Annotated in this window: 17 protein-coding genes; 6 read left to right on the top strand and 11 right to left on the bottom strand. The window is 54.8% G+C overall.

Annotated elements, in window-relative coordinates:
- Positions 1-34 precede the first annotated feature (34 nt).
- Both ssb and NHM04_RS14015 read left to right on the top strand, forming a co-directional pair.
- A complete protein-coding gene (gene ssb / locus NHM04_RS14010) occupies positions 35-625 on the top strand; it encodes a single-stranded DNA-binding protein (RefSeq protein WP_254264386.1) in 591 nt (196 codons plus the stop codon).
- A 121-nt stretch (positions 626-746) separates the two neighbouring features.
- Entirely contained in the window at positions 747-1,553 is an 807-nt protein-coding gene (locus NHM04_RS14015; RefSeq protein WP_254264387.1) for a hypothetical protein, read from the top strand.
- A gap of 39 nt (positions 1,554-1,592) precedes the next feature.
- Here NHM04_RS14015 and NHM04_RS14020 read toward each other — a convergent pair whose 3' ends face one another.
- Complete coding sequence (locus NHM04_RS14020) at positions 1,593-2,957, bottom strand: alpha/beta fold hydrolase (RefSeq protein ID WP_254264388.1); 1,365 nt, start codon at positions 2,955-2,957, stop codon at positions 1,593-1,595.
- Between the two features lie 152 nt (positions 2,958-3,109).
- On the opposite strand from NHM04_RS14020, the gene NHM04_RS14025 reads away from it, so the two are divergent.
- Entirely contained in the window at positions 3,110-3,973 is an 864-nt protein-coding gene (locus NHM04_RS14025) for a sugar nucleotide-binding protein (protein WP_254264389.1), read from the top strand.
- 66 nt (positions 3,974-4,039) lie between these two features.
- On the opposite strand, the gene fabB is transcribed toward NHM04_RS14025, so the two are convergent.
- From fabB to NHM04_RS14060, 7 genes are all read right to left on the bottom strand, one after another.
- Positions 4,040-5,257 (bottom strand): beta-ketoacyl-ACP synthase I, encoded by a 1,218-nt coding sequence (gene fabB / locus NHM04_RS14030; protein ID WP_254264390.1) that lies wholly within the window; start codon positions 5,255-5,257, stop codon positions 4,040-4,042.
- A gap of 146 nt (positions 5,258-5,403) precedes the next feature.
- On the bottom strand, positions 5,404-5,928 hold the full coding sequence (gene fabA / locus NHM04_RS14035; protein WP_254264391.1) for a 3-hydroxyacyl-[acyl-carrier-protein] dehydratase FabA: 525 nt from the start codon (positions 5,926-5,928) through the stop codon (positions 5,404-5,406).
- 130 nt (positions 5,929-6,058) lie between these two features.
- Positions 6,059-7,021 (bottom strand): polyprenyl synthetase family protein, encoded by a 963-nt coding sequence (locus NHM04_RS14040; RefSeq protein WP_254264392.1) that lies wholly within the window; start codon positions 7,019-7,021, stop codon positions 6,059-6,061.
- A gap of 133 nt (positions 7,022-7,154) precedes the next feature.
- Entirely contained in the window at positions 7,155-8,447 is a 1,293-nt protein-coding gene (locus NHM04_RS14045) for an NAD(P)/FAD-dependent oxidoreductase (RefSeq protein WP_254264393.1), read from the bottom strand.
- 164 nt (positions 8,448-8,611) lie between these two features.
- Positions 8,612-9,634, bottom strand: a complete 1,023-nt coding sequence (locus tag NHM04_RS14050) for a Gfo/Idh/MocA family protein (RefSeq protein ID WP_254264394.1) — start codon at positions 9,632-9,634, stop codon at positions 8,612-8,614.
- Between the two features lie 123 nt (positions 9,635-9,757).
- The gene (locus tag NHM04_RS14055) at positions 9,758-10,768 is read right to left on the bottom strand and encodes an AraC family transcriptional regulator (protein WP_254264395.1); all 1,011 of its coding nucleotides are present in this window, start codon (positions 10,766-10,768) and stop codon (positions 9,758-9,760) included.
- Positions 10,768-11,673: a GGDEF domain-containing protein gene (locus NHM04_RS14060; protein WP_254264396.1), complete on the bottom strand. Its 906-nt coding sequence runs from the start codon at positions 11,671-11,673 to the stop codon at positions 10,768-10,770. The genes NHM04_RS14055 and NHM04_RS14060 overlap by 1 nt, the downstream gene beginning before the upstream one ends.
- A gap of 316 nt (positions 11,674-11,989) precedes the next feature.
- Between NHM04_RS14060 and NHM04_RS14065 the strand changes: the two genes are divergently transcribed.
- The 3 genes from NHM04_RS14065 to NHM04_RS14075 are packed head-to-tail and all read left to right on the top strand — an operon-like array spanning position 11,990 to position 18,683.
- The gene (locus tag NHM04_RS14065; protein WP_254264397.1) at positions 11,990-14,764 is read left to right on the top strand and encodes a TonB-dependent receptor; all 2,775 of its coding nucleotides are present in this window, start codon (positions 11,990-11,992) and stop codon (positions 14,762-14,764) included.
- 57 nt (positions 14,765-14,821) lie between these two features.
- Positions 14,822-16,711, top strand: coding sequence for a phytase (locus tag NHM04_RS14070; protein ID WP_254264398.1), 1,890 nt, complete (start codon positions 14,822-14,824; stop codon positions 16,709-16,711).
- Positions 16,704-18,683 (top strand): PhoX family phosphatase, encoded by a 1,980-nt coding sequence (locus NHM04_RS14075; protein ID WP_254264399.1) that lies wholly within the window; start codon positions 16,704-16,706, stop codon positions 18,681-18,683. The genes NHM04_RS14070 and NHM04_RS14075 overlap by 8 nt, the downstream gene beginning before the upstream one ends.
- A 238-nt stretch (positions 18,684-18,921) precedes the next feature.
- On the opposite strand, the gene NHM04_RS14080 is transcribed toward NHM04_RS14075, so the two are convergent.
- The 3 genes from NHM04_RS14080 to NHM04_RS14090 form a co-directional block, all read right to left on the bottom strand.
- The gene (locus NHM04_RS14080) at positions 18,922-21,333 is read right to left on the bottom strand and encodes an RND family transporter (RefSeq protein WP_254264400.1); all 2,412 of its coding nucleotides are present in this window, start codon (positions 21,331-21,333) and stop codon (positions 18,922-18,924) included.
- A complete protein-coding gene (locus tag NHM04_RS14085; RefSeq protein ID WP_254264401.1) occupies positions 21,323-22,189 on the bottom strand; it encodes a VacJ family lipoprotein in 867 nt (288 codons plus the stop codon). The genes NHM04_RS14080 and NHM04_RS14085 overlap by 11 nt, the downstream gene beginning before the upstream one ends.
- A gap of 227 nt (positions 22,190-22,416) precedes the next feature.
- Positions 22,417-23,103, bottom strand: coding sequence for an OmpA family protein (locus NHM04_RS14090; RefSeq protein WP_254264402.1), 687 nt, complete (start codon positions 23,101-23,103; stop codon positions 22,417-22,419).
- Positions 23,104-23,236 lie beyond the last annotated feature (133 nt).

Raw genomic sequence — 23,236 nt, forward strand, 5'->3', positions numbered from 1 at the left:
TAACGAATGAAGACGCAATTCTCAGGAGAAGATTATGGCATCGCGTGGCGTTAACAAAGTCATCTTGGTGGGTAATCTGGGGCAAGACCCGGATACCAAATACATGCCCTCAGGCGGCGCCGTAACGAATATCAGTGTGGCGACGTCAGATCAGTGGAAAGACAAAAACACTGGCCAGCCACAAGAGCGCACCGAGTGGCATCGCGTGGTCTTTTTTAATCGCCTGGCGGAAATTGCCGGTGAATATCTGCGCAAGGGCTCCAAGGTGTACATTGAAGGTTCACTGCGTACCCGCAAGTGGCAGGGCCAGGACGGACAGGACCGCTACACCACTGAAATTGTCGCCAGCGAAATGCAAATGCTGGACTCTCGCGGCGGCGAAGGCGGCGGCAACTTCGGCCAGGGTAATTACGGCGGCGGCCAGGATAACTATGGTGGTGGCCAAAATTACGGCGGTGGCCAGCAAAACTACGGCGCACCGGCGGCAGCCGCTGGTGCGGCAGCGGGCGGTTTTAACCAGCCCCAGGGGCAGCCTAATCAGCAGCAGGCGCCCCAGCAACCACCCGCACAGCCTCAACCACCGGCCGGTGGGTTTGACAGCTTTGATGACGATATTCCGTTCTGATTTCGTCACGGTGAAGTGGTAAAAAGGCTGCGCAGGGCGCGGCCTTTTTTGTGCGTAAAAGAAAAATAGCGCGCCAATTACGTTATCATTGCCGAAGAGTGAACAGCACAGCGGATGAGCTATGGGAATTCTCGACGAATTAAAACAACAGGCCGCCAGTATGCGCGCCGCCGAGGCCGAAGAGGCCCAGCGCAAGGCGGCGCAGCAGGCATTTTACGAGCAATCTTTACAGCCGGTTATGCTTCAGGTGCTGAGCTATCTGGATGAGCTGGTTAAGCAAATTAATTATGTGCAGCCAGAGCGTCATATCGCCTACCCTTTAGCGCCCGATCGCCAGAGCAAAATCGAGTTAGTGCAAAGCGCTTATAAATTGGTTATTGATAGCTCCGCTAACCCCAGGCAGTTGGATGTTCGGCTCAGTGCCAAGCTCACTGAGTCTGTCGAGTACGACATTCGCGACCGCGCCGCTATCGACAGTTACTGCACCTACCTAAACAGCTACAACTTTAAGTACCATCGGCGCGATCAGCTTAACAGCAGGCACAGGTTGCAAAGCGCGCTGTTTACGCTGGAGGGGCCGCTGCAGCTTGCCATGCGAGTACAGGCCGACTCTGAGCAGCAGTGCATTGTGGTGTTGTTAAAAAACTTTAGTGCACCCGGAGTGCAGCGCTACCGGTATCAGCCAGGGCAAGTTGATGACGCTCTGCTCGATCGCATGGGGCGGTTGATTCTGCACGAGGTGGATACGTTAAACGCACCGGTAGAGGTGCCTACCGAAGTGCGCGAAAAGCTTCGTCAGCAATTGTTGCAGAAACAGCGTGAAGAGACGCAGCTTGAGCTTGATAACTCTGAAGAGGGAGCAAAGCTGTGGCAGAGATCGGCGTCGCGATTGCGGCAAATCAGTCGCGCAAACGATGACGAGCGCTAATACAGTGCTGCTTACGGTCATTATAGTTTGAGCTTTTTTTCAGGGCGCCCCCAGCCGATACACACCATGCATTAGCTTTGACTTACCCGCGCTGTTGATGTCGCTGACAGAAAAAATATAAAGGTTGGGCGCCAGGTTGGTGAGGGCGGACTTTTCCCCTACCAGTGAAGCGCCGGCAAGGTCCAGTTCACTCTGGCTGGCCACTATGGCGCGCTCTGCGTTTATTTTCAGGTTGGTGGCTGAAACCTTGCTCTGCTCTACCTGCAAACCCGTGCCCGGGTTTGTGATGCTGACATCCAGCATGCTCACCTGACTTTGACTGATGTAAACCGACTGTGCTTGCACCTGATAAAGCTGAATATTATCGCAGCGGTCAATGTGAATGCTGCTGTAGCGCCCGCTTAATGTTTGATTATTCTGGCCGCTGCAATGGAAGTCACCTTTTTGCTTGAGGTCGCTTAATGGTTTGTTAGCGGCGGTGTTTTGCGACGTAAAAAATTCTTCGATTACCGGGTAAATCAGCTCCGGGTAGTGGATGGGCATATGACCCATGTTGGCAAAGGTTTTTAAGCGCGAGTTGGGCAGTTGGCCATTGAGTAATTGACCGGTGCGCAGCGGTGTGAGCGGATCGTCCTCTCCCCATAAAATTAAACTGGGTAGGGTCAGCTTGTTCAGCTCGCCGGAGTAATTTTCTTGCACCAGTGCCAGCGCTGCGTTGAGGTTGGGCCGGCCCTGCAGGGCGGTTGCCCAATTGTTATCGCTGGTGTTTAGTAGCAAGTCAGGGTCGGGTAGGGCGTCCCAGCGCAACAGGTCGCCGCCCAATGTGCGTGCCATTAGACTTAGGTTGTCGCGCAGTGGCTCTGGCAATTGCTGCAGTGCTGGCAGCAGATCGCTTTGCAAGGGCATGGCGGCGGAGTACTGGGCGAAGCTGCTGCGCTCGAGAATGCCCGCGGCGCTAATCAGCACCAGGTGAGTTAAATAATTTGGGTTGCGGGTGGAAAAACGCAAGGCGACATTGGCGCCCATAGAGTGGCCGATTAACGCAAAGCGTTGAATACCGGCTTTGTCTACCAGCGCTTTAATCATGCGCGCGTAGTTTTCTGGCGAATATTTACCCGCCGGGGCGCTTGAGCGGCCAAAGCCGGGCAGGTCGATCGCCAGCACCCGATAGTCGCGCGCCAGCAGGGGTATTAACTCTTGCCAGTCACGCCAACCGTTTTGCCCCAAACCGTGTACCAGCAGTATGGTGTCGGGGTTTTCTTTGCCCGCTTCTACCCAGAACACCTTGCCGTTAAATACGGGTTCGGCGGCGTAGCCAGAGTGCCAGTTCGCCGGTAGGGGCGAAGCGCCCACAGAGGCGGCACAGATGAGTAGAGCAAGGATGAGTAAACAGGCGCGGCGCAAGATATTTTCCTTTAGTTGCCAGGGCGCTATTGTGGCAGATGCGACGCACCGCTCGCCAGATAGCGCCGGGCGAATTGAGCACTGGCGCACCGGTAGCCTTGTGCAGTCGCTACTGCGATAATGCAGGCCACATTTAACAATGAGAAATTGCTTTGAAACTGTTGTTAGCCGATTCACATCACTCGCTCGGCGTCGCCCTGGAGCACGAGCTGGAACGCGAGCCGTTTAACCTGTTGCAACCGCCCAGCAACGAGCTGGACTGGAGCGATCGCGATGCAGTGGCCGAATATATCGCCCGCCAGCGGCCCAACATTGTGTTGAATAACCTGGGGTGGGGCGACAGCCCCGCGTCGGCCAATATTGCCCTATTGCCCCAGGCTGCGGAAAATATTGCCAGTGCTTGCGCCGAGCAGCAGATTCCGGTGCTGCAATTGTCCAGCTATCGCGTTTTTGGCGATGACAATAAAAGCAAACACTCTGAAAAAGACGAGCCCACACCCAATAGCGATTTGGGGCGTGCTTTTTATCTCGCCGAGCAGAAAGTGCTGGAAGCTGATGCCAGGGCGCTGGTGTTGCGCGCCAGTTGGATTGTGGGCAGCTATGGCGATAACCTACTGACACGCCTGTTGAGCGCCCTGCAGGAGAACCAGCCCTGGCGACTCAACGCTCGGTTGCGCGGTGCCCCAACCGCCTTGTCTGATCTGGCCCGAGTGACGGTGGCGATTATTAAGCAAATCAATAGCGGAGCCGAATGCTGGGGGGTATACCACTACTGCTCAGGGGATGCCTGCAGTGAGGTGGAGTTTGCCGAGCAATTGTGGGAGGTGCTGTGCCAGCAGGACTATAAAGGCCCTGAGCCTGTGTGGGAGCGCATTGACGAGCCAGCGGTAGAGGTGCCGGTCAGTGCGGTGCTAAGCGGTTTGCGGGTGCGCAACGATTTTGGTGTGCAAACGCGCACCTGGCGCACTTACCTGTTGCCCATGGTGCGGCAGTGGTTGCATACCCAGCAGGGATAAAGAAAAATTTAAAAGATAAAAAGAGGGGCTGCGGCCGTCCTTGGCCGCAGTTAGCGCCGGCGAGCGTTATTGCTCGAGGTAGCGCTGGAATACCAGACAGGCGTTGGTGCCACCAAAGCCAAAGCTGTTGGACAGAATGCGATTGAGCTGCACATTGTCCTGGCGCTTGCGCACGATGTTCATGCCATCGGCTTCGGCGTCCAGCTCATCAATATTGGCGGAGGCGCAGATAAAGTTGTGCTCCATCATCAACAGCGAGTAAATCGCCTCTTGCACCCCGGTGGCGCCCAGCGAGTGGCCGGTGAGTGATTTGGTCGAGCTGATGGCGGGTACTTTGTCGAAAGTAGCGCGAATGGCTTTCAGCTCTGCCAGATCACCCACAGGGGTGCTGGTGCCGTGGGAATTGATGTAGTCGATATCGCCGTCTACGGTTGCCATGGCCTGACGCATGCAACGCTGGGCACCTTCGCCCGAGGGGGCCACCATGTCGTAGCCGTCGGAGGTGGCGCCGTAGCCCACCAGCTCGCCGTATATTTTTGCGCCGCGAGCCTTGGCGTGTTCTAACTCTTCCAGCACCAGGCAGCCGCCGCCACCGGCAATCACAAAACCGTCACGGGCCGAATCATAGGCGCGCGAGGCTTTGTCTGGGGTGTCGTTGTATTTGGTAGACAGGGCGCCCATGGCGTCGAACAAGCAAGACAGCGCCCAGTGTTCCTCTTCGCCGCCACCGGCAAACATAACGTCTTGCTTACCCAGCTGAATCAGCTCCATGGCGTTGCCAATGCAATGGGCACTGGTGGCGCACGCTGAAGAGATGGTGTAGTTAACGCCTTTAATTTTAAACGGTGTTGCCAGACAGGCCGAGGTGGTGCTGCCCATGGTTTGTGTGACGCGATAGGGCCCAATACGCTTGAGGCCGCGCTCGCGCAGCACATCGGCGGCTTCTACCAGATTTTCTGACGAGGCGCCGCCAGAACCCATGATAATCCCGGTGCGCTCGTTAGAAACTTGCTCCTCGCTCAGGCCCGCATCGCGAATGGCCTGATCCATAGAGATGTAGGCATAACCTGCGGCATCGCCCATAAAGCGCAGCACCTTGCGGTCGATGTGCTCTTTTAGGTCGATATCCACAGAGCCCGCGACTTTAGAGCGGAACCCCATTTCTTCATAGGTGGAATTGTAAGTAATGCCGGATTTGCCCTCGCGCAAGGCGTCGAGAACAGTGGCTTTATCATTACCGAGGCAGGAGACAATGCCCATACCGGTAACTACAACGCGTTTCATAGGCTACCTCTTTGTATTGCTCAGCCCGCCACAGGCGGCAGTTAACCTGTGCCATTATGGCACAGCCTGCCGCATTTCTGTGGCAGGGCTGTTTCGACCCGCGGGGGAGAGCTTAGTGCCCTAGTCAGGCAAGTTTGCCGTTATTATTAAAAGGAGTCGGTGTTAGAAAACAGGCCTACCCGCAAATCCTTGGCAAAGTAGATGTCTTTGCCGTCCACGGATACGCGACCATCGGCAATACCCATAATCAGTTTGCGCTCGATCACCCGCTTCAGGTTAATGTGATAACTGACCTTTTTCGCGGTGGGCAGGATTTGGCCAGTGAATTTTACCTCGCCACAGCCCAGGGCGCGACCGCGACCCGGGTTGCCTTTCCAGGCTAAAAAGAAGCCCACCAGCTGCCACATAGCGTCCAGCCCCAGGCAGCCGGGCATTACCGGGTCGCCAGGGAAGTGGCAGTCAAAGAACCACAGGTCGGGGCTGATATCCAGCTCGGCGACAATTTCGCCCTTGTTGAACTCGCCGCCGGTTTCGCTGATATGCGCGATGCGATTGAGCATCAGCATATTGGGAACCGGCAACTGGGCATTGCCCGGGCCAAACATACGGCCGTGGCCACACTCGAGCAACTCTTCCAAATTGTACGAGCTCTTTTGGACGAATGAAGTCATATAGTTTTAACTCTGGATCAAATTCATGGCGGCCAGAGCGTACACTGGCTCTGGCGGCAAAGGGGCACATTCTACCTTTTGCCCGGCACTTGTCCAGTAGTGAACGCGCCGGGGCGGCGGGGTTGGAGGGTTAGTGGTTGCGGCCCAAGGAAAATTGGGCAATTTCCACCAGTGCCTGGCGGTAGCGCGATTCGGGCACAGATTTCAGGCTGGCCAGGGCGGCTTCAACCGCGCGCTCGGCAGCTTGCAGGGTGTAGTCCATAGCGCCTGTGGCCTCGACAATGGCCACAACTTGCTGCAGTTTGCTGGCGTCGCTATTGCTAATGGCCGCGCGAATCAGCTCGCGATCGGCATCGGCGGCCCGGCTCATGGCGTAAATTAACGGCAAGGTGGGCTTGCCCTCGGCCAGATCGTCGCCCACATTTTTGCCCAGCGTGTCGGCGTCGCCTTTGTAATCCAGCGCATCGTCTACCAGCTGAAAGGCAATGCCCACCTGCAGGCCGTATTCTTTAAGTGCCTGGCGGATTGTTTGATCTGCGCCGGCTATTACCGCACCGACCTCGCAAGCCGCTGCAAACAATACAGCGGTTTTCTTGTGGATGACCTCGATATAACCGTCTTCGGACAAATCCGGGTCTTTGGCGTTGATCAGCTGCTGAACTTCGCCCTCGGCAATGACATTGGTGGTATCGGATAAAATGGACATTACGTCCATATCGCCGATGGCGACCATCATTTGAAATGAGCGCGAATAGAGAAAGTCGCCCACCAGCACACTGGGGGCATTGCCCCACTCGGCGTTGGCGGTGGGGCGGCCGCGGCGCAGGGTAGAGGTGTCGACAACATCGTCGTGCAATAGCGTGGCCGAGTGAATAAACTCGATAATCGCCGCTAAATCCAAATGCTGCTTGCCTGAATAATTCAGGGCGCGGGCGGCCAGTAAAACCATCAGCGGGCGCAGCCGCTTACCGCCTGCTTCGATCAAATAGTGGCCGATGTTTTCTACCAGCCCCACATCCGAGTGCAGTTGGCGAATAATCAGTTCGTTAACTTCTTGAAAGTCATCGGCGACAACATTGTGGAAGGGCAGCATGCAGACGTCCTGTAGGTTTGGCAGAGCGCATCCTAGGCAGAGGGGGGTAGGCTGTCAAGCCGATATACCCGGCGACATGGGTGCAGCACAAGGCGTGGTGACTAAAGCGCCCCCGAATGCGGGGGCGAATCTTTTAATGCAGTTTAAGCTTGGGCTTGAGCCAGCGGTTGATACTGCCCGATAACATTAACAGCCCGGTTTTGATATAGCCGTGTACCGCCAGCTGGTGCATACGGTACAAAGAGATGTACACCACGCGCGCCAGGCGGCCTTCAATAAATAAAGTGCCGCGGCTGAGGTTGCCCATCAAGCTACCGACGGTGGAGTAGTTGGCAAGCGACACCAGCGAGCCGTGATCCTTGTACTGAAAGACTTTTTTCTTGCCGCCGTCGAGCTGAGCGCGAATATTGTGGTAACAGATATCCGCCATTTGGTGGGCGGCCTGGGCGCGTGGGGGCACACGATTGCCATCGGTTTGGACAAATTCGGCGCAATCGCCAATGGCGAAAATATTGGCCTCGCCTTTGACTTGCAAATAGGCGTTTACCGGCAGCTGGTTAATGCGATTGGTCTCAATGCCGCCAATGTTCTTTAATACATCCGGCACCTTTACGCCCGCCGCCCAGACCATTAAGTCCGCTTCGATTTTCTCGCCCTCGCCGGTTTCCAGGCCATCTTGCTGGGCGGCGGTAATGCGGGTGTTCAATTTAATGTTTACCCCCAGCTTCGCCAGCTCGCGACTGGCCGAGGCCGAGATGCGCTCGGGCAGGGCGGGCAGAATGCGCCCGCCCGCTTCAATCAACGTCACGTTAAGGTGTTCATTGTCGACGGCATCAAAACCGTAGGTGTGGAACTTGTGTACCGCGTGATGCAGTTCGGCGGAAAGTTCTACGCCGGTAGCGCCGGCGCCCACAATGGCGATATTGACCGAGTCGCGCACCCCGGGAACGCGTTGAATGCGCAAAAACTTACCCAGTAATTTATTGCGAAACCGGTGCGCTTGCCCCGGGCCGTCGAGAAAAATACAGTGGTCTTTAACGCCGGGGGTGTTGAAGTCATTGGACGATGAGCCCATCGCCAGCACTAGCATGTCGTAATCAATGCGGGTTTCGGGCAGCAGCTCCTGGCCGTCTTCATCGAACATAGGGGCCAACACCACCTGGTGGTTGGTGCGGTCGATGTCGGTCATGGTGCCGATGCGAAAGTGAAAGTGATTGGCAAACGCATGGGCGCGATAGCTGACGGCGTCTACCCCTTCGTCCATGGTGCCCACAGCAATTTCGTGCAGCAGTGGTTTCCAGACGTGGGTGGTGTTTTTATCAATCAGGGTAATGTGTGCTTTTTCTTTGCGGCCCAGCTTTTTACCGAGCTTGGTAACTAGCTCCAACCCGCCGGCACCGCCGCCGACTACAACAATCTTTTTCACGTGTGACTTTCTCCTTTGCGGCAGAGGGTTGCCCCGCCTCGACTAATAAAGGGCTTTTGGCCCAGTTGTTACGATTGTAAGTGTGTTCGTTGTTGTAATAATAATCCGTTCGCCGTTCGCCGTTCGCCGTTCGCCGTTCGCCGTTCGCCGTTCGCCGTTCGCCGTCAAACCTCCAGCCATTGCCCAGCGTTTGCACTGGCAATAATCTTATCCAGCACCTGCATATTGCTGACCCCATCGCGCAGCGGTGTCGGTACCGGCTTGTTGTGCAGTATGGCATCGCAAAAGTGATCTGCCATGGCGCGGTATTGGTTGGCCGGGGCCAGGGTAATGGTTTCACTGTTGCCGTTTTGCTGCACAATAATTTGCGCTTCGATGTCGGCGGTGGGGTTAAATGGCAGGGGGATATAAATAAATCCTGCTTCGCCACACAGCTTGGCCCACTGGCCGGGCTCGGTTTTGGTCGAGCAGCTGAAGCTGGCGGTGCCGGCGTCGAACTCCATTATCGCCGAGGTGATGGCATCTACTTCGTAGTCCATAAAATTCATTTGGCCGCAAACGCGCTTGGGCTCGGCGTTGTAAATAAAACGCGCCAGAGAAATCCCGTAGCAGCCGATATCCATCAACGCGCCGCCGCCCATATCGGCGTTATTGCGAATATTAGTGGCGTCGCGGTTGTTGTAGGAGAACTCGCACTGGATATTGCGCACCGGGCCAATCACTTTGTCGCACAATTCGCGCACCTGTTGCCACTGGGGGTGAAAGCGGTACATAAACGCTTCCATGACTTTTACATCGGGGTAGTCTTTGCTGGCATCCAGCAGTGTTTGCGCGTCGGCGGTATCCATGCCCAGGGGTTTTTCCACCAGCACGTGTTTGCCGGCGGCCATGGCCTTGACAGACCAGGGCACATGTAGGTGATTAGGCAAAGGGTTGTAGATGGCGTCTACATTTGGGTCGGCTAGCAGTGCTTCGTAGCTGCCGTGAGCGCGTTCAATACCGAGCTTTGCGGCAAAACTTTGTGCTTGCTCCTCGCGGCGCGACGCAACAGCGACGACCTCGCCGAGCGACGAGCTTTGCATGGCGGGAATAACGTGTTCGCGGGCAATTTTGGCGGTGCTGAGCACACCCCAGCGGATTTTGGCCATAGTCTCCTCGGGCGCTGCGGGGTAAGTGAGTGGCGGCATTATACGCTCTTAGACGAGTCCGCACTATGTGGATAACTTCAGACTGACTTTAAAGAATAGTCAATTTTAAGCGGCGGTTAAAGGCCGTTTGCTGTGTGCGCTGTGCGTAAATTGGCGGCGAACTTAGAGCGAGGCGCTCAGGGCGCTGGGGAGTACGCCGGTCCAGCGTTTAAAGGCGCGGCGCAGGTTGCGGCTGTCGTGAAAGTGCAGGCGTGCCGCGATATCCTCGATATCCAGTCGCTGCCGGGTAAGCCACTCAATGGCTAATTCTTTGCGCACACTGTCGTAGCGTTGCTGAAAGTGGGTGCGGTGTTTTTTAAGCTTGCGCTTTAACGTGGCGGGGCTGATTTGCAGTGTCTCGGCAACTGATTCAAGGCTGACGTGCCCCGGAATGCCGGCGCGAATCAGCCCGTCAATATGGGCAATAAACCCGGCGTTCGGGGCGTCTGCATACTGCGCCTGACACTGGCGTTTGGCAATAATGACGGCGCTATTGGTGCCCACGGCGCTGGCTGCAGTGGCCCAGGTGCGGGGCAATCTCATGGCGCTGATGTGCTGGCGCCCGCGCACACGGCAACCCCAGTTAACTTGGTAGTGCTCGAGGTTGCTGAGCTCGCCCGGTAAAAAATAATCCCACGGCAAGGTCTTTTGATGCAGCTGGCGGCCCAGGGCGGTCACGGCGGTCATCATCATGTCGGTTAAAAAGCCGCTGTGTTCGTTCACTTCGCAGCTGTCGTGCCAGTATAGATAAAGAAACTCGGCATCCAGTGATAGCCGGGGGTGCAGTAGGGGGCTCAGGCGCGCGCTGTAGGTTTCCAAGGTTTGCAGGGCGTCCAGTAAATGTGGCGCCTGGGTCAGGGCGGTGCCGGCGGGACCGAAGTTGCCCGGAAACAGGCGATGGCCGGCGAGAAAGGCCGCGTCTTTGCCGGGCAGTTGCTGGCGAACATTGCGAATTAACGCGAAGCCTTGGCTGGGTTTAATGTGGAGATTGCCGGAGAGAAAGTCGTCCATAAAAATGCCGGTGCCGCGCAACAGGCGGTCCGGGTCTAGCCCGCGACTGCAGGCCAAATCGATCAGCACCGCGGGAAACTCGTGGGCGGCGATTACCGCTGTGTCATTTTCGTACCAGGACACTAAGCAGCCCTCGGCGCGCGTTTATCTTTCGCCGCTAACAGCCGTTGCGTGGCCTGCTCAATGAGTGCCTGCGCGCTATGGCCTGAGTCTGTGGCGCAGCCGGCACTGGCGCTGTGGTAAACGCTTTCACCTTGCGCAGTTTTGTAGGCGAAGTGGCTGACGGCATCTTGCAGCTGAGCACACAATTGGGTTGCCAGCTGTTCCCCCGCCCCCGGCAGCACCACCGCAAAGCGATCGCCGGCGTAGCGACACAATAAATCGCAGCGCCGCAAGTTTAACAGCAGAACTTCGGTTAGTTCTTTTAACAGGCGGTCGCCTTCGGCGTGACCAAAGCGCCGGTTGATGACATCGAACTGATCCAAATCCAACAACACCAATGTCAGCGGTTGTTGCAGCTCGCGGCAGTGTTGCATTTGTTCTTCGAGTTGCTGGTTCAGAAAGCGTGCATCACCTAATCCGGTTAACTGATCTTGCAGGCGGTAGTCGCGCATATTTTGCTCTTTGCGGCGACGTTCCTGGCTGAACACTAATTGCTCTTTGTGCCAGTGATAGAGCGCCAGGGTCAGCACAATCAGGCCGATTGGCATAAGCACGGATTCAATGCTGCCACGCCAGGGCGAGGCGTCGGGAATGGCGACCACCTCGTCCATCAAATCCTGGAACGAGCCGATAAAAATTAACCCTAGCCCGAGTGCCAGTAGGCTGGTTACGGAGCCCTTGGGGCGGCTGTTAAGGGTAAAAGCCAGCCATAAGGCTGTGAGTAGACAAACACCCGATTCGCCCACAATGTCGAGCCAGTCAATCTCTTGCCATAGCTTAATCTCACCCACGGCAAGGGTGAGTAATATCGTCAGGTTGGTGGCCAGAGCTATGGCCAGCAGTTTCCATTTGTGCAAGCGAATCATGGGGTGTCCGAAATTAACAATAAACGCCCCTGTAACTATCAGCCTTATGTAACAGTTGTGTGACATAGGGCGGGGGCAAATTGGCTCAGGGAGTTTTTGTTTGCACGGCGTTTTCACCACGGTTGTTGGGCCGAGGCCCCGTAATGCCGTGTTTTTTGGGGGCTTATTAGCTCAAAACCCGTAACCGCGGGGGTAAATTGAAACGGTTTGCCCAAGGCTGTCACAGAACTGTCACGCGCACTTTTTACTGTCTGCTCCACTTTCTAAAAGCCAGCCAATTGCTGGCACTGTTGTTAGACCTCTTGGGGGAGATTCTGTGAATACACTTGCCAAAATCCGCGCGCCTAAAGTGCGCCGCCAGTTACTTGCCGCTGCCATTGCTATGGTGGGTGCGGCGCATTCTTATGCCGATGGCCAGATCAGCGGTCAGTTAACCACCGAAATCAGTGGTGTACCCCTGCAGGGTAGCCGGGTAAAAATTGAAGAGTTGAACGTGAGCGCCGTTACTGGTCGCGACGGTCGCTACAACCTTTCGGGCATAGAGCCTGGCACCTACACCTTGAGCGTCAGTTACCTGGGTGTACAAACCATGCAGCGCACGGTCGAGGTTGTGGATAACGAAACGCTGGTCAGCGATTTCAAAATTCAGCCCTCTCGCCCCGAGCAGGAATATGTAATTGTTATGGGCCAGGCGGGTAGCTTGAATAAAGCGCTGAACGTGCAGCGTTCATCCGACAATTTAGTCAGCGCCGTGGCTGCGGATGCCATTGGCCAATTCCCCGACACCAATGTGTCGGAAGCGCTGCAGCGTCTGCCTGGTTTATCCATTGAGCGAGATCAGGGTGAAGGCCGCTATGTGCGTATTCGTGGCTTGGGGCCAGATTACAACTCGGTCACTGTAAACGGTGTAAACCTGCCTTCGCCGGATTCCGGTCGCCGTGCGGTGGCTTTGGATGTCATCCCTTCTGATTTACTTGAAGGCTTGGTGGTAAGCAAAACTCTGACGGCCGATATGGATGCCAACTCGCTGGGCGGCAGCATTGATATTCAAAGCCTGTCGGCGTTTGATCGCGACGACATGTTCTACTCTTTTACTGCCGAGGGCAGCTATAACGAGTTGACTGAAAGCACCAGTCCCAAGCTGGCGCTGACGGCCTCTGATCAGTTCAGCATTGGCAGTGGCACCAATAACCTTGGCATTGCCGGTGGTATCAGCTGGTATGACCGTGAATTCGGTTCGGACAATGTTGAAACCGGCGGCGGTTGGGATTTTGACGATGACGGCGCACTGTTAGAAGAAGTCGAGCAGCGCGACTACCTGATTACCCGCGAGCGCTCAGGCGCTACCTTAAACTTTGACTATAAACTGAGTGAAAACACCGAGCTTTACTGGCGCAACCTGTACAGTAAATACACCGACTCGGAAATTCGCCAAGCCAATATTTTTGAATTTGAAGAGGGTGTTCTGCCGGGGGCTGCTGGTGTGGCCGAAGTGGCGCGCGAGCTAAAAGATCGTGAAGAAACGCAAGAGATTCTTTCTACCTCTCTGGGTGGTACCACTCGTATTGACAGCTGGACCATTGACTATCGCGCGGCGGTATCCGAGTCCAGCGAAGACGAGCCGCAACATGTAAGCGGCGCCGTGTTTGCCGGTAGCGATGCGTTTGAAAATGTTTCTTTCACCGACACTCGCCAGCCTTACTTAAGCGTGCCCGACGCTTTCTTTTCCGCCGATAGCTATGAAATGGACGAAGTGGAAAAAGCGTCTTCCGGTACCGACGATACCGAGCAATCTTTTCAGCTGGACTTTACCCGCGATTTCTTTATTGCCAAGCACTCAGCGCAGTTAAAGTTTGGTGGTAAGTACCGCAATCGTGAAAAAGACAATGACGTTGAAATTTGGGTGTTTGAGGACCTGGACGAAAACGGCTTTAGCGATGACGAGCTGTTGATGAGCGGTTACGCCGCCGGCGCCCCGGATTACACATTGGGCGATTTTGGTCCTGGCATCAACACCGATGCCGTTGCCGCTTCACTGACCGGGTTGGATGAAAGCGAATTTTACTCCGACGAAGATTCCACCATTGAAGACTTTGACGTGGAAGAAACCGTATCGGCTGCCTACTTGATGGGGCGTATCGATTTAAGCGACTTGCGTTTGATTGCCGGTGTGCGCTACGAGGACACAGAGTTCGACTCCCAGGGTACTCGCTTCGATGGCGATGAGTTTACGCCAATTGAAGTGGATAACCAGTACGACAACTTTTTCCCCTCGGTACACGCGCGCTACGCTATCGGTGAAAATACTCAGTTGCGCGGCTCCTGGACCAACTCGCTGGTGCGTCCTAACTTTGAACAGTTAGCGCCCAACTTTGTTATCGATGACGAAGAGGCCGAATTTGGTAACCCATTGCTAAAGCCCATGGAGTCAGAAAACTTTGACTTTGGCTTTGAGCATTACATGGGTGTGGCCGGTGTAGTTTCGGCCTATGTGTACTACAAAGATATTGAAAACTTTATCTACCAGACCGATTTGGCGGGCACTGATCAATACGGCGATTACGACGAGGCTATCACCTTCGCCAATGGCGATGCCGCTGAAGTATCAGGTATCGAACTGGCGTTCTCTAAGCAGATGGACTTTTTACCCGGCGCATTCAGTGGCTTACTGCTGTCAGCTAACGCGACTTTCTCAGATTCTGAAGCAAGCTTGAGCTACTACGATGAAGACGAAGGTGGCTGGTTGAGCCGCGACAGCAAATTACCCAGTCAGTCGGATACCACCGGTAACCTGAGCATTGGCTACGAGGCCTCGAGCTTTAATATGCGCCTCGCCGCCAATTACAAATCAGAGTATTTGTTGGAAGTGCAAGACGTCACCGATGCGGCAGAAGATATCTATGTGGATGAACAAACCCAATTGGATTTTTCGGCCCGCTATTACCTGAGCGAAGGCATGCAGCTTTATTTTGAAGCGCTGAACTTAACCGACGAGCCCTACTACGCCTATGTAAACGATTCCTCTTACAATGCGCAGTATGAGAGCTACGGTTTAACCTTCAAGCTGGGTTTAACAATTACCAATTTCTAAAACACCAATAACAAAAACTCACAGCGGCGCGATGCGCCGCTTACGGGATAAAGTGATATGACGTTAAAGCATTTATCGGCAACTATTGCGCTGTGTGCCAGTCTCGGTGCATGTGCAGCGCCCAACAGTGATCAGGGCAATGCCAAAATTGAATCCATACCCGCCATCAGCCAGGGTAAAACTGCCTTTTGGTTAACGCTAAATGAAAGCAGCCAGCTGCAATCTGGTGCAGGTAACACTATTGTCGACGCTGTGCAGGCAGTTGACTTAGTACCCATCAAAAATGGATTTTTACTGGCAGTGATTGAAGGGGTAGAGTCAACGCCCAAGCTGTATCAGTTGAGTGAGAATGGTAAAAAAGTAAAACCTCTAGCCGCTCTGGCTTCACCCGAATTTTTGGTAGAAGGCCTATGCCTGGCGCCAGAGGCGGACGGCAGTGTCTCTCTGTTTATGCTGGATGAGCGCGGCAGCGCCGAGCAATGGGTTGTTTACGCTGAAGGTGAGACCCTTACGCCCGCTAAGCTGCGCACCTTACCAATCGCGCCCAATGCCACCGCTTGCGCCGCTGATGGCAACGGCGGTTTGTTTATCGCCGAAGAGGAAATGGGTCTGTGGCGTTATTCATCCAATGCCGAAAAACCTGTCAGCCGCGAGGTGGTTGATTTGGCGAGCCCTTACGGCGAGCTGGGCGAAGGTACTGAAGCAATCGCCTATCTAGGCGGCAATATCATAGCCGTTACTGTAGATAGCGCAGAGGTTCGCTTGTATCAAAAAGCTGGCGATAGCTGGAGTGCGACCGAGCTGGGGCAGTGGGCAGGTATCGCCGAGCCTGAGCAGTTGCGCGCCTGGCACGATGCCAAAACCAATGAGTTACAGCTGCAAGTGCGCGACGATGCCAGTGGTGAGTTTGCTCGCACAAGCTTTTCACTGGATGAAGGGCTGTTGAGTTTTGCCAGCGCCGAAGCCTCCGCTGCTGCGGATGTTAAAGTTGTGCAGCCCCAGGTGCAGACCGAACCGGTGGCCCGCTTTGGCGACGCGGCGGATGATCCGGCAATTTGGGTTCACCCTACTAGCCCCGAGCAAAGCTTAATTTACGGCACCGATAAAAAGTACGGTCTGGGGGTTTATCGCTTGGACGGCTCTCAAGCGCAAATGCTGCCTACGGGGCGTCTGAATAATGTCGACCTTCGCTATGGTTTTGATTTTGGCGATGGCGTTGATGATATTGCCGTCGCTACCCAGCGCGATGATAATTCCTTATCCATTTATAGAGTGGATGCCAACAATGGTACGGCAACGCACCTGGCGGAGTTGCCCACCGGGCTTGAAGAAATTTACGGTTTTTGCATGTATCAGGATGGTGCTAAAACCTACGCCATTGCCAACGGCAAAAGCGGCACCTTCGAGCAGTACCTGCTGAGTGCGAATGCGGGCAAGGTAACCGCAACGCTTGCGCGTACCTTTGCGGTTGACACTCAGCCCGAAGGTTGTGTGGCTGACGATGCTACAGGAAGACTGTTTGTGGGCGAAGAGGCCGTGGGTGTTTATACACTGTCGGCTAAGCCTGACAGCGACGAGGCTTTGTCTTTGATTGCCGCTACCGATGATGTATTAGTAGCGGACGTAGAAGGCATGGCCCTTTACCCGGCAGTCAATAGTCGCTACCTGATTGTGTCCAGCCAGGGCGATGACAGTTATGTGGTGTTTGAGTCCAGCGCGCCATACAAGCGTTTAGGAAAATTTCGGGTGGGTGCCAACTATGGTGCCGGGGTGGATGCCATTTCTGAAACCGATGGCCTGGAAGTCACCCACCGGTCCCTGGGTAAAGGCTATGAGCAAGGTGCATTTGTGGCTCAGGACGGTCACAATATTATGCCGGAGCAACCGCAAAACTTTAAACTGGTCCCTTGGTCGGATATCGCCCGGGAGTTGGATTTGAATGACTGAGAAAAACATACAGGGGCGCGATTTCGATATTGACGATATCGCGGTTAACCCCACCCAAAGAACTTCCCTTGGGGAGCTCGCCTGTTCGCGACGTCGCTTCGTGACAGGTTCCATGGCTGCTTGCCTGGCGCCCGGCGCCGGGCCTTTTTTATTATCGGGGTGTGCCACCCAGAGCTCTTCGTCCATTTTTAACGATGCGCCGCGTCCGGATATTGGTTTTACTCCTGTGCCAGTGGCGCTCGGCGATCAGGTTGACGTTGTGACTGTGCCCAATGGCTACACGGCACGGCCGTTTTTTTCCTGGGGCGATAAAGTGGTTAACGGGGCGGTTGATTGGCGTTCTGATGCCAGTAACTCCGCCGCCGAGCAAGAGCTGCAAGCCGGGCAAAACAACGACGGCATGCATTTTTTTCCCTTTCCCGATGCGCCCAACGAGCACGGCTTGCTGGTGGTAAACCACGAATACATTAATGACACTTTGCACAGCAACGGCCCCACCGTAAGCGAAAACGAGCAAGGGCAAAAGCAGCGCCCCATGGAAGAGGTGCTCAAAGAGCAAGCCGCTCACGGCGTAAGTGTGATTGAAATTAAAAAGGACGCCGCCGGGCAGTGGCAAAAGGTTTACCCCTCGCGCTTCAACCGCCGTTTGACTGCCAATACGGTAATGGATATCAGCGGTCCGGCTGCCGGTAATGCTGCAATGAAAACCCTGCAGGATGATACCGGGCGCCGTGTGTTAGGTACGTTAAATAATTGCTCAATGGGTGTTACCCCCTGGGGCACCTATTTAATTTGCGAAGAAAACTGGAAAAATTATTTCGTTAACCGCGACGAGCAGGACTGGAATAGTCGTCCGGCCCACAAGCGCTATGGCATATCCGCAGGAGCCAACAGCTACTACAATTACTGGGAGTCGGCCGACGAGCGCTTTGATGCCACACCTAAAGCGGGGCAAAAGCACGGCGGTTATGTGAACGAGCCCAATCGCTTCGGTTGGGTGGTGGAGTTTGACCCGTTCGACCCTGAATCCCGTCCGGTTAAACGCACAGCCCTTGGCCGTTTGGTGCGCGAGGGCTGCACCTGTGTGTTGGCTGACGATGGCACCATGGCGTTTTATTCCGGCGACGATACTCGCGGCGAGTATGTGTATAAATTTGTTCCCGAGGGTAAGTTTCGCGCCGATGCGCCCGCTGCAAATCGAGACTTGCTGGATAAAGGCACCGCCTATGTGGCTGTTTATCATGCGGACGGCACCGGCGAATGGCGCGCTCTGGTGCAGGGCGAAAATGGTCTGACCCCCGAGAACGGTTTTGCCACCCAAGCCGATGTGCTGATTAATCTGCGCGGCGCTGCCGATGTCGTGGGGGCAACCCCCATGGATCGGCCCGAGTGGGTCGCGGTGCATCCGCAAACTACCGACGGTTATGTAACCCTTACCAACAACTACAAACGCGGGGTCGACCCCGACCAGCCGTTGAACGCGGCTAACCCGCGCGCCGACAACGACCATGGGCAGATTCTGCGCTGGCGCGAGTTCGATCAAAACCCGGCCGCTGAAAAGTTTCACTGGGAGCTGTTTCTTCTCGCCGGTCCCGTGCTGCAGACCCAGCCTAAACCCGGCGAGTTTGCCGCGCTTGAGGGGGATCGCTTTTCCTGCCCCGATGGCTTGTGGTTTGACGGCGACGGCCGCCTGTGGATTGCCACCGACTACGACGAGCTGGAGCCTGAATACGCCGGGCAGGGCACCAATCAGCTGCTGTGCGCCGACCCGGTGACCCGCGAAGTGAAGCGCTTTATGACCGGACCCGTAGGGGCCGAAATTACCGGCTTAACCGGCACGCCCGATGGCAAAACCCTGTGGTTTAACGTGCAGCATCCCGGGTTAAGTTACCCGGCCAGCGATGGCGTGACCCGGCCGCGCTCCACCACCGTGGTGGTCACCAAGGATGATGGCGGTGTGATTGGAACCTGACAGATAGCAGCCTGACAGATAACAACCTGAGAGTTGCTTAAAACTACTGCGCCTGGGTGGGAATAAAATTGGTTTCCAGCCTGGCGCTTTCACCTATTAATCTGGCAATTAAGAGGCTCGTCCTGAGCCTCTTAATTGTCGCCCTGTAAAATCGGCGGAATTTGCGAAATTCCTTGATTTTACAGGGCTCTCGCTCGCCTTCGGCGACGTTATTAACCCGACAATCATAGTTGCCGGGTTAATATGCAAGTCCTGATTCATTCTCGACAGCCTCTGCCTTGCCGGGTAAAAACTTTTTCAGCAAAACAGGCAGCAAGGTTAAATCGGCCAGCAGCGCAACGCTCATGGCCAGGCCCGAGAGTAAGCCAAACTGAATGCTGGGCACAAAATCCGAAAACAGCAGCATCGAAAACCCGATCACGATAATCAAAGTGGTGTACAACAGGGCATAGCCCACGCTGTGATGGGTTCGGTACAGGGCGTCCGTGTGTGAGGTCTCTTCACGGTAGCGGTGCATATAGTGAATGGTGTCGTCCACGGCTATCCCCATGGCGATGGAGGCGATGGTCATGGTCATTAAGTCCAGCGCAATACCCAACCAGCCCATGGTGCCCAGTACGGCGATGGTGGTGAGTATGTTTGGCACGATGCCGATCAATGCCAGGCGCAAAGAGCGAAAGATCACCCAGAACGCCAAGGTTAAGACGACATAGACCAAGCCTAAAGAGAGTATCTGCGAGCGGAAAAGCTTTTGCAGAATATTTTGGTACAGCATAAACAGGCCCGTCATTTGATACTCACCCTCCGGTATCTCTAACGCCCGCATATCCGCTCTAATTTGCTCGATGTAGTCGCTGCGATTTAGCCCTTCAGTTGTGTCCTGTACCCGGGTGCTGACGCGAAACTGGTGCTCGTCCTGGTTGTAGTATGAGCCCAAAAGGCTCTCGCGCAGGTCTTTGTCCAAGGTCCAGTAAACGGCGTTAATCTCATACTCCGTTAGCGGTTTGCCGTCGTTAATCTGTTTGGCAAGCTCGGTAAAGTTAACCACCGAGAGCGTATCGCCGCTGGCTTGGTAGTCCGTTAGCGCGGCTTGGATAAGCTGCAATCTTTGCAGCTGCTGCGCGGTAAAGTCCAGGTCGGTGTTTTCGGGCTTCGCCGGTGAGTAAGTAATATCCAGCGCGGTGGTGCCGCCAAATTGTTTATCAATAAAGCTGAGTTCCCGGTGAACCTGGGTGGACTCTTTAAAATAATTAATAAAACTGTTTTCGACGCTCAGGCGGAACAACCCGGCAGCGCTTGCACCCAGTAGGACAACACTGATTAACACTACCAGCTTGCCGTGCTGGTTTGCCAAGCGGTAAAAACCGTTGAGTAAAAGTTTGGCGAATTTATGGGGTGTTGGCTTTTCCTCGCGTTTTAAAAACGACAGTAACGCCGGGAATAGCAGCAAACTGGTGGTAATGGACACCAGCATGGCAATCATCATCATCCAACCAAAAGCGATCACTGGCTGAATGTCGGTAAGCAGTAATGAGGCGAAGCCCACCGAGGTTGTAATGCCGGCGTAAAGACAAGGTTTAAACTTTTTCCGCAGCGCTTCGCTAAGAAGCTGCTTTTGCGTCCACTCGCGGTGTTTTTCGCAGGTTTCGCGGTATTGCACAATCAAGTGCACCACAATTGCCAAGGTTAAAATAAGCTGCAAAGCGACAAAGTTGGCTGAAATAACCGTGGCTTTAAACCCTAGGGCACCAAATAACCCTAAGGTCATCACTACACTGCTGACGCAACAGGTGGCGGTGAGTGCGACCCAGCGCAACCGGCGAAACAGAGCCAGCAATAGCAGGCAGATGATAATCGCGATGGCGCTGCCAAACACCACCAGATCGTTTTTCACGATATTAATCAGCTGATACCCGAGGGCGTGGGCTCCGCCGATATAAAGATTGGCTGACTTTTCGTAGGGTTTGATGATTTCCCGAATCCGGTCAATCTCGCGGTTGCGGGTTGCCGTTAAACGTTTCTCTATGGGCTCGGCTCTGGTTTGTAAATTGGCCAGCCTCTGGGTTTCGCTATCGGTAAGCTCCCCCTGCAGCATTTTCTCTTGCAGCTTGGTGATTTCAGCCTCAATTTCGGAAAGTTGTGGGTCGGCCTTAAACAGCAACTGGATAGCGGTGGCGGTTTGTTCGCGGTTTATCACCAAGTCTTCAAAGATTGGGTGGTCAGCGAAGGTTTCTTTAAGCTGGGCGGGCGAAAAGTTTTTGTTCTCGATGGTCCACTGGTCGGCCGCACCGGCACTTAGGCCGCCGTCGGCCAAACCGATTAACGGTACATTTAAAATAGAGCGCACCGATTCGACTCGCTCTATGCTTGCAAACTCTGCGCTCAGCGCGGCTATATCGTCAAAGCTTTGTTGCGATAGTACATCGTGGTTTTTGGGCTCATAGGCCACCAGTAGAAATTCCTGCGGCGCAAAGCGTGAGTCGGTTACCCGGGTTTTCAGGTACAGCTGGTTGTCCTTGGTTAACAGGGTATCGGCCGAAGCATCGATGGTGAACTTGCTGGCCTGCCAGGCCAGGGTCAAGGTAAGCGCGATAAATACCAGCAGTATGGCTTTGTGATGGCGAACCGCCGCGGCAATTTTATGGTCCATCGGCTGCCTCGTTTTGTTCACTTAAACCCTGGTAGTCTTCATCGCGCATAATGCTTTGCAGATACAGGTTGCGAAACAGAATATAAGGGTCGTCGCTCTTTTCTCTTAGCGCCTCGTAGCGTTCGGCATCGCTGGCATAATCTTGCAAGTAATCGAAGGCTTTTACGCCGAATTTTTCCGGGTTGTCCATCAAGTAGGTGATCGGGTTAAGCAGGTAGTCGGTAATAGCCGAGGTGCCATCGCGTAAATCCGATGGGCCAAAAAATGGCAACACCAAATATACACCGTAGCCCGCGCCGTATTTCATCAGGGTATCGTCGAAGTGGGCTTCGGCGCGTTCCAGGCCAAACCAATCGGCCGCCGGGTCAAATAGCCCGGCGAGCCCTAATGTGGAGTTAATTAAAAAGCGCGCCAGGTTGCGACAGGCGAGTGTGCCTTCAAGCTGCAACAGGTTATTCACTAAATAAATAGGCGTTTTGATGTTGTAAAACAGATTGGTCACGCTGTTGCGTACGGGTAGTGGCACCACTTTGACGTAGCCACTGGCCAGCGGGATCAGCGCATAGCGATAGGCGACATCGTTAAAGGCAAACATGGCGCGGTTAAAGCCTTCCAGGGGGTCGTTATAATCCGTGTAGGACACCACTGTCGGTTCCACATCGGGAATGCCCTCGGGCGCATCGATTACTTTAACTCCGCCTTCAACATCGCTGGCGGGTGTTTCTAGGGGTACGTAGCGGCGGCCCACGTCTTGTTCGGGTTGGTTAAGGCTGGCGCAGCCACTGCCGGCAACGGCCAGTAAGGTGATAAAAAGCCAACGGCAAAACGTTTGCGTACCAAGGCGGGTGCCGATCATGGTGGAGTCCTGTATCGCGCTATCGTGTTGTGATTTTTAGGCGTATCCATCGGCATTTAGCAAGCGCTGTGCCAAGCGCTTTTTTTACTCTGAGCCTGCGGTGAGTGCGCGGCGCGCGGGCGAGGTGAGTCAAAAACTACAGAAGGGGGCTGAGGAGTTTGTAATATCTACCAAAAAAGGGGCGGCCAGGCCGCCCAAGTTGGGGGTGAGCTAGAAAGGTTCGGTTGTCAGTGGGCGTGAACCAACGTCGGCGATTGGCTTTGGTTGATAATTTGAATGTCCACCCGGCGCTCCAGGGCGTAGGTTTCTAAATCTCGCCCATTGCTGCGACCAGAGGATGCGCCGTGGGCGGTGATGCTGATGCGTGCGGCATCGACGCCCGCCGCGACCAAGGCATCTTTGACCGAGTGAGCGCGATATTGCGACAGCACGTTGTTGTATTCATCGGTACCGCGCGGATCGGCGTAGCCGTCCAGCTGCACGCTAAGCTCGGCGTTATCCACCAAAAATTTTGCCAGGCTGTCCAGCGCTTGCTGGTTTTGCGGGCTTAAGGTGTCCTCGCCCGTTTTAAACATCACTTGCAGTTCAAGTTGATCCAGAGTGATGCTTTCAAAATCGTTGATGGTGGAGTGGGCTAGGTGCAGCTGTTCGGTGACATCACGCAGCTGACTTTGCGAGAGTTGGTATTCTTTCTCCAGTTGCTTGGCCTCCTCGTTATTTTCCATTTGTTCAGTCACATAAATGGTGCCGATAAAAGCCGCCAGCATGCCTACCGGGCCACCCACTAAGGCGCCGGTAATAACTCCGGCTGTGGCAACCCCGGCTTGCTTGGTTTCCAGGCTGGCGGCTTGGGTGCTGGGCATTTGCGTGGCGCTGGCGGCAATGATGGCGCTGGCAAGTAGTGCTTTTTTCATGGTGTTGCTCCTGTTGTTGCGCTAAAAAGTGGATGTTTTCTGTGTCTACAGGAGCTATTTAACCGTCGCAAAAGGGCAGGGCGGTGGCGCAAATCGGGCAAGTTGCGTAGCAATTGTGCTGAATAATGGCGCC

This window comes from Gilvimarinus sp. DA14 (genome assembly GCF_024204685.1).
GTDB lineage: Bacteria > Pseudomonadota > Gammaproteobacteria > Pseudomonadales > Cellvibrionaceae > Gilvimarinus.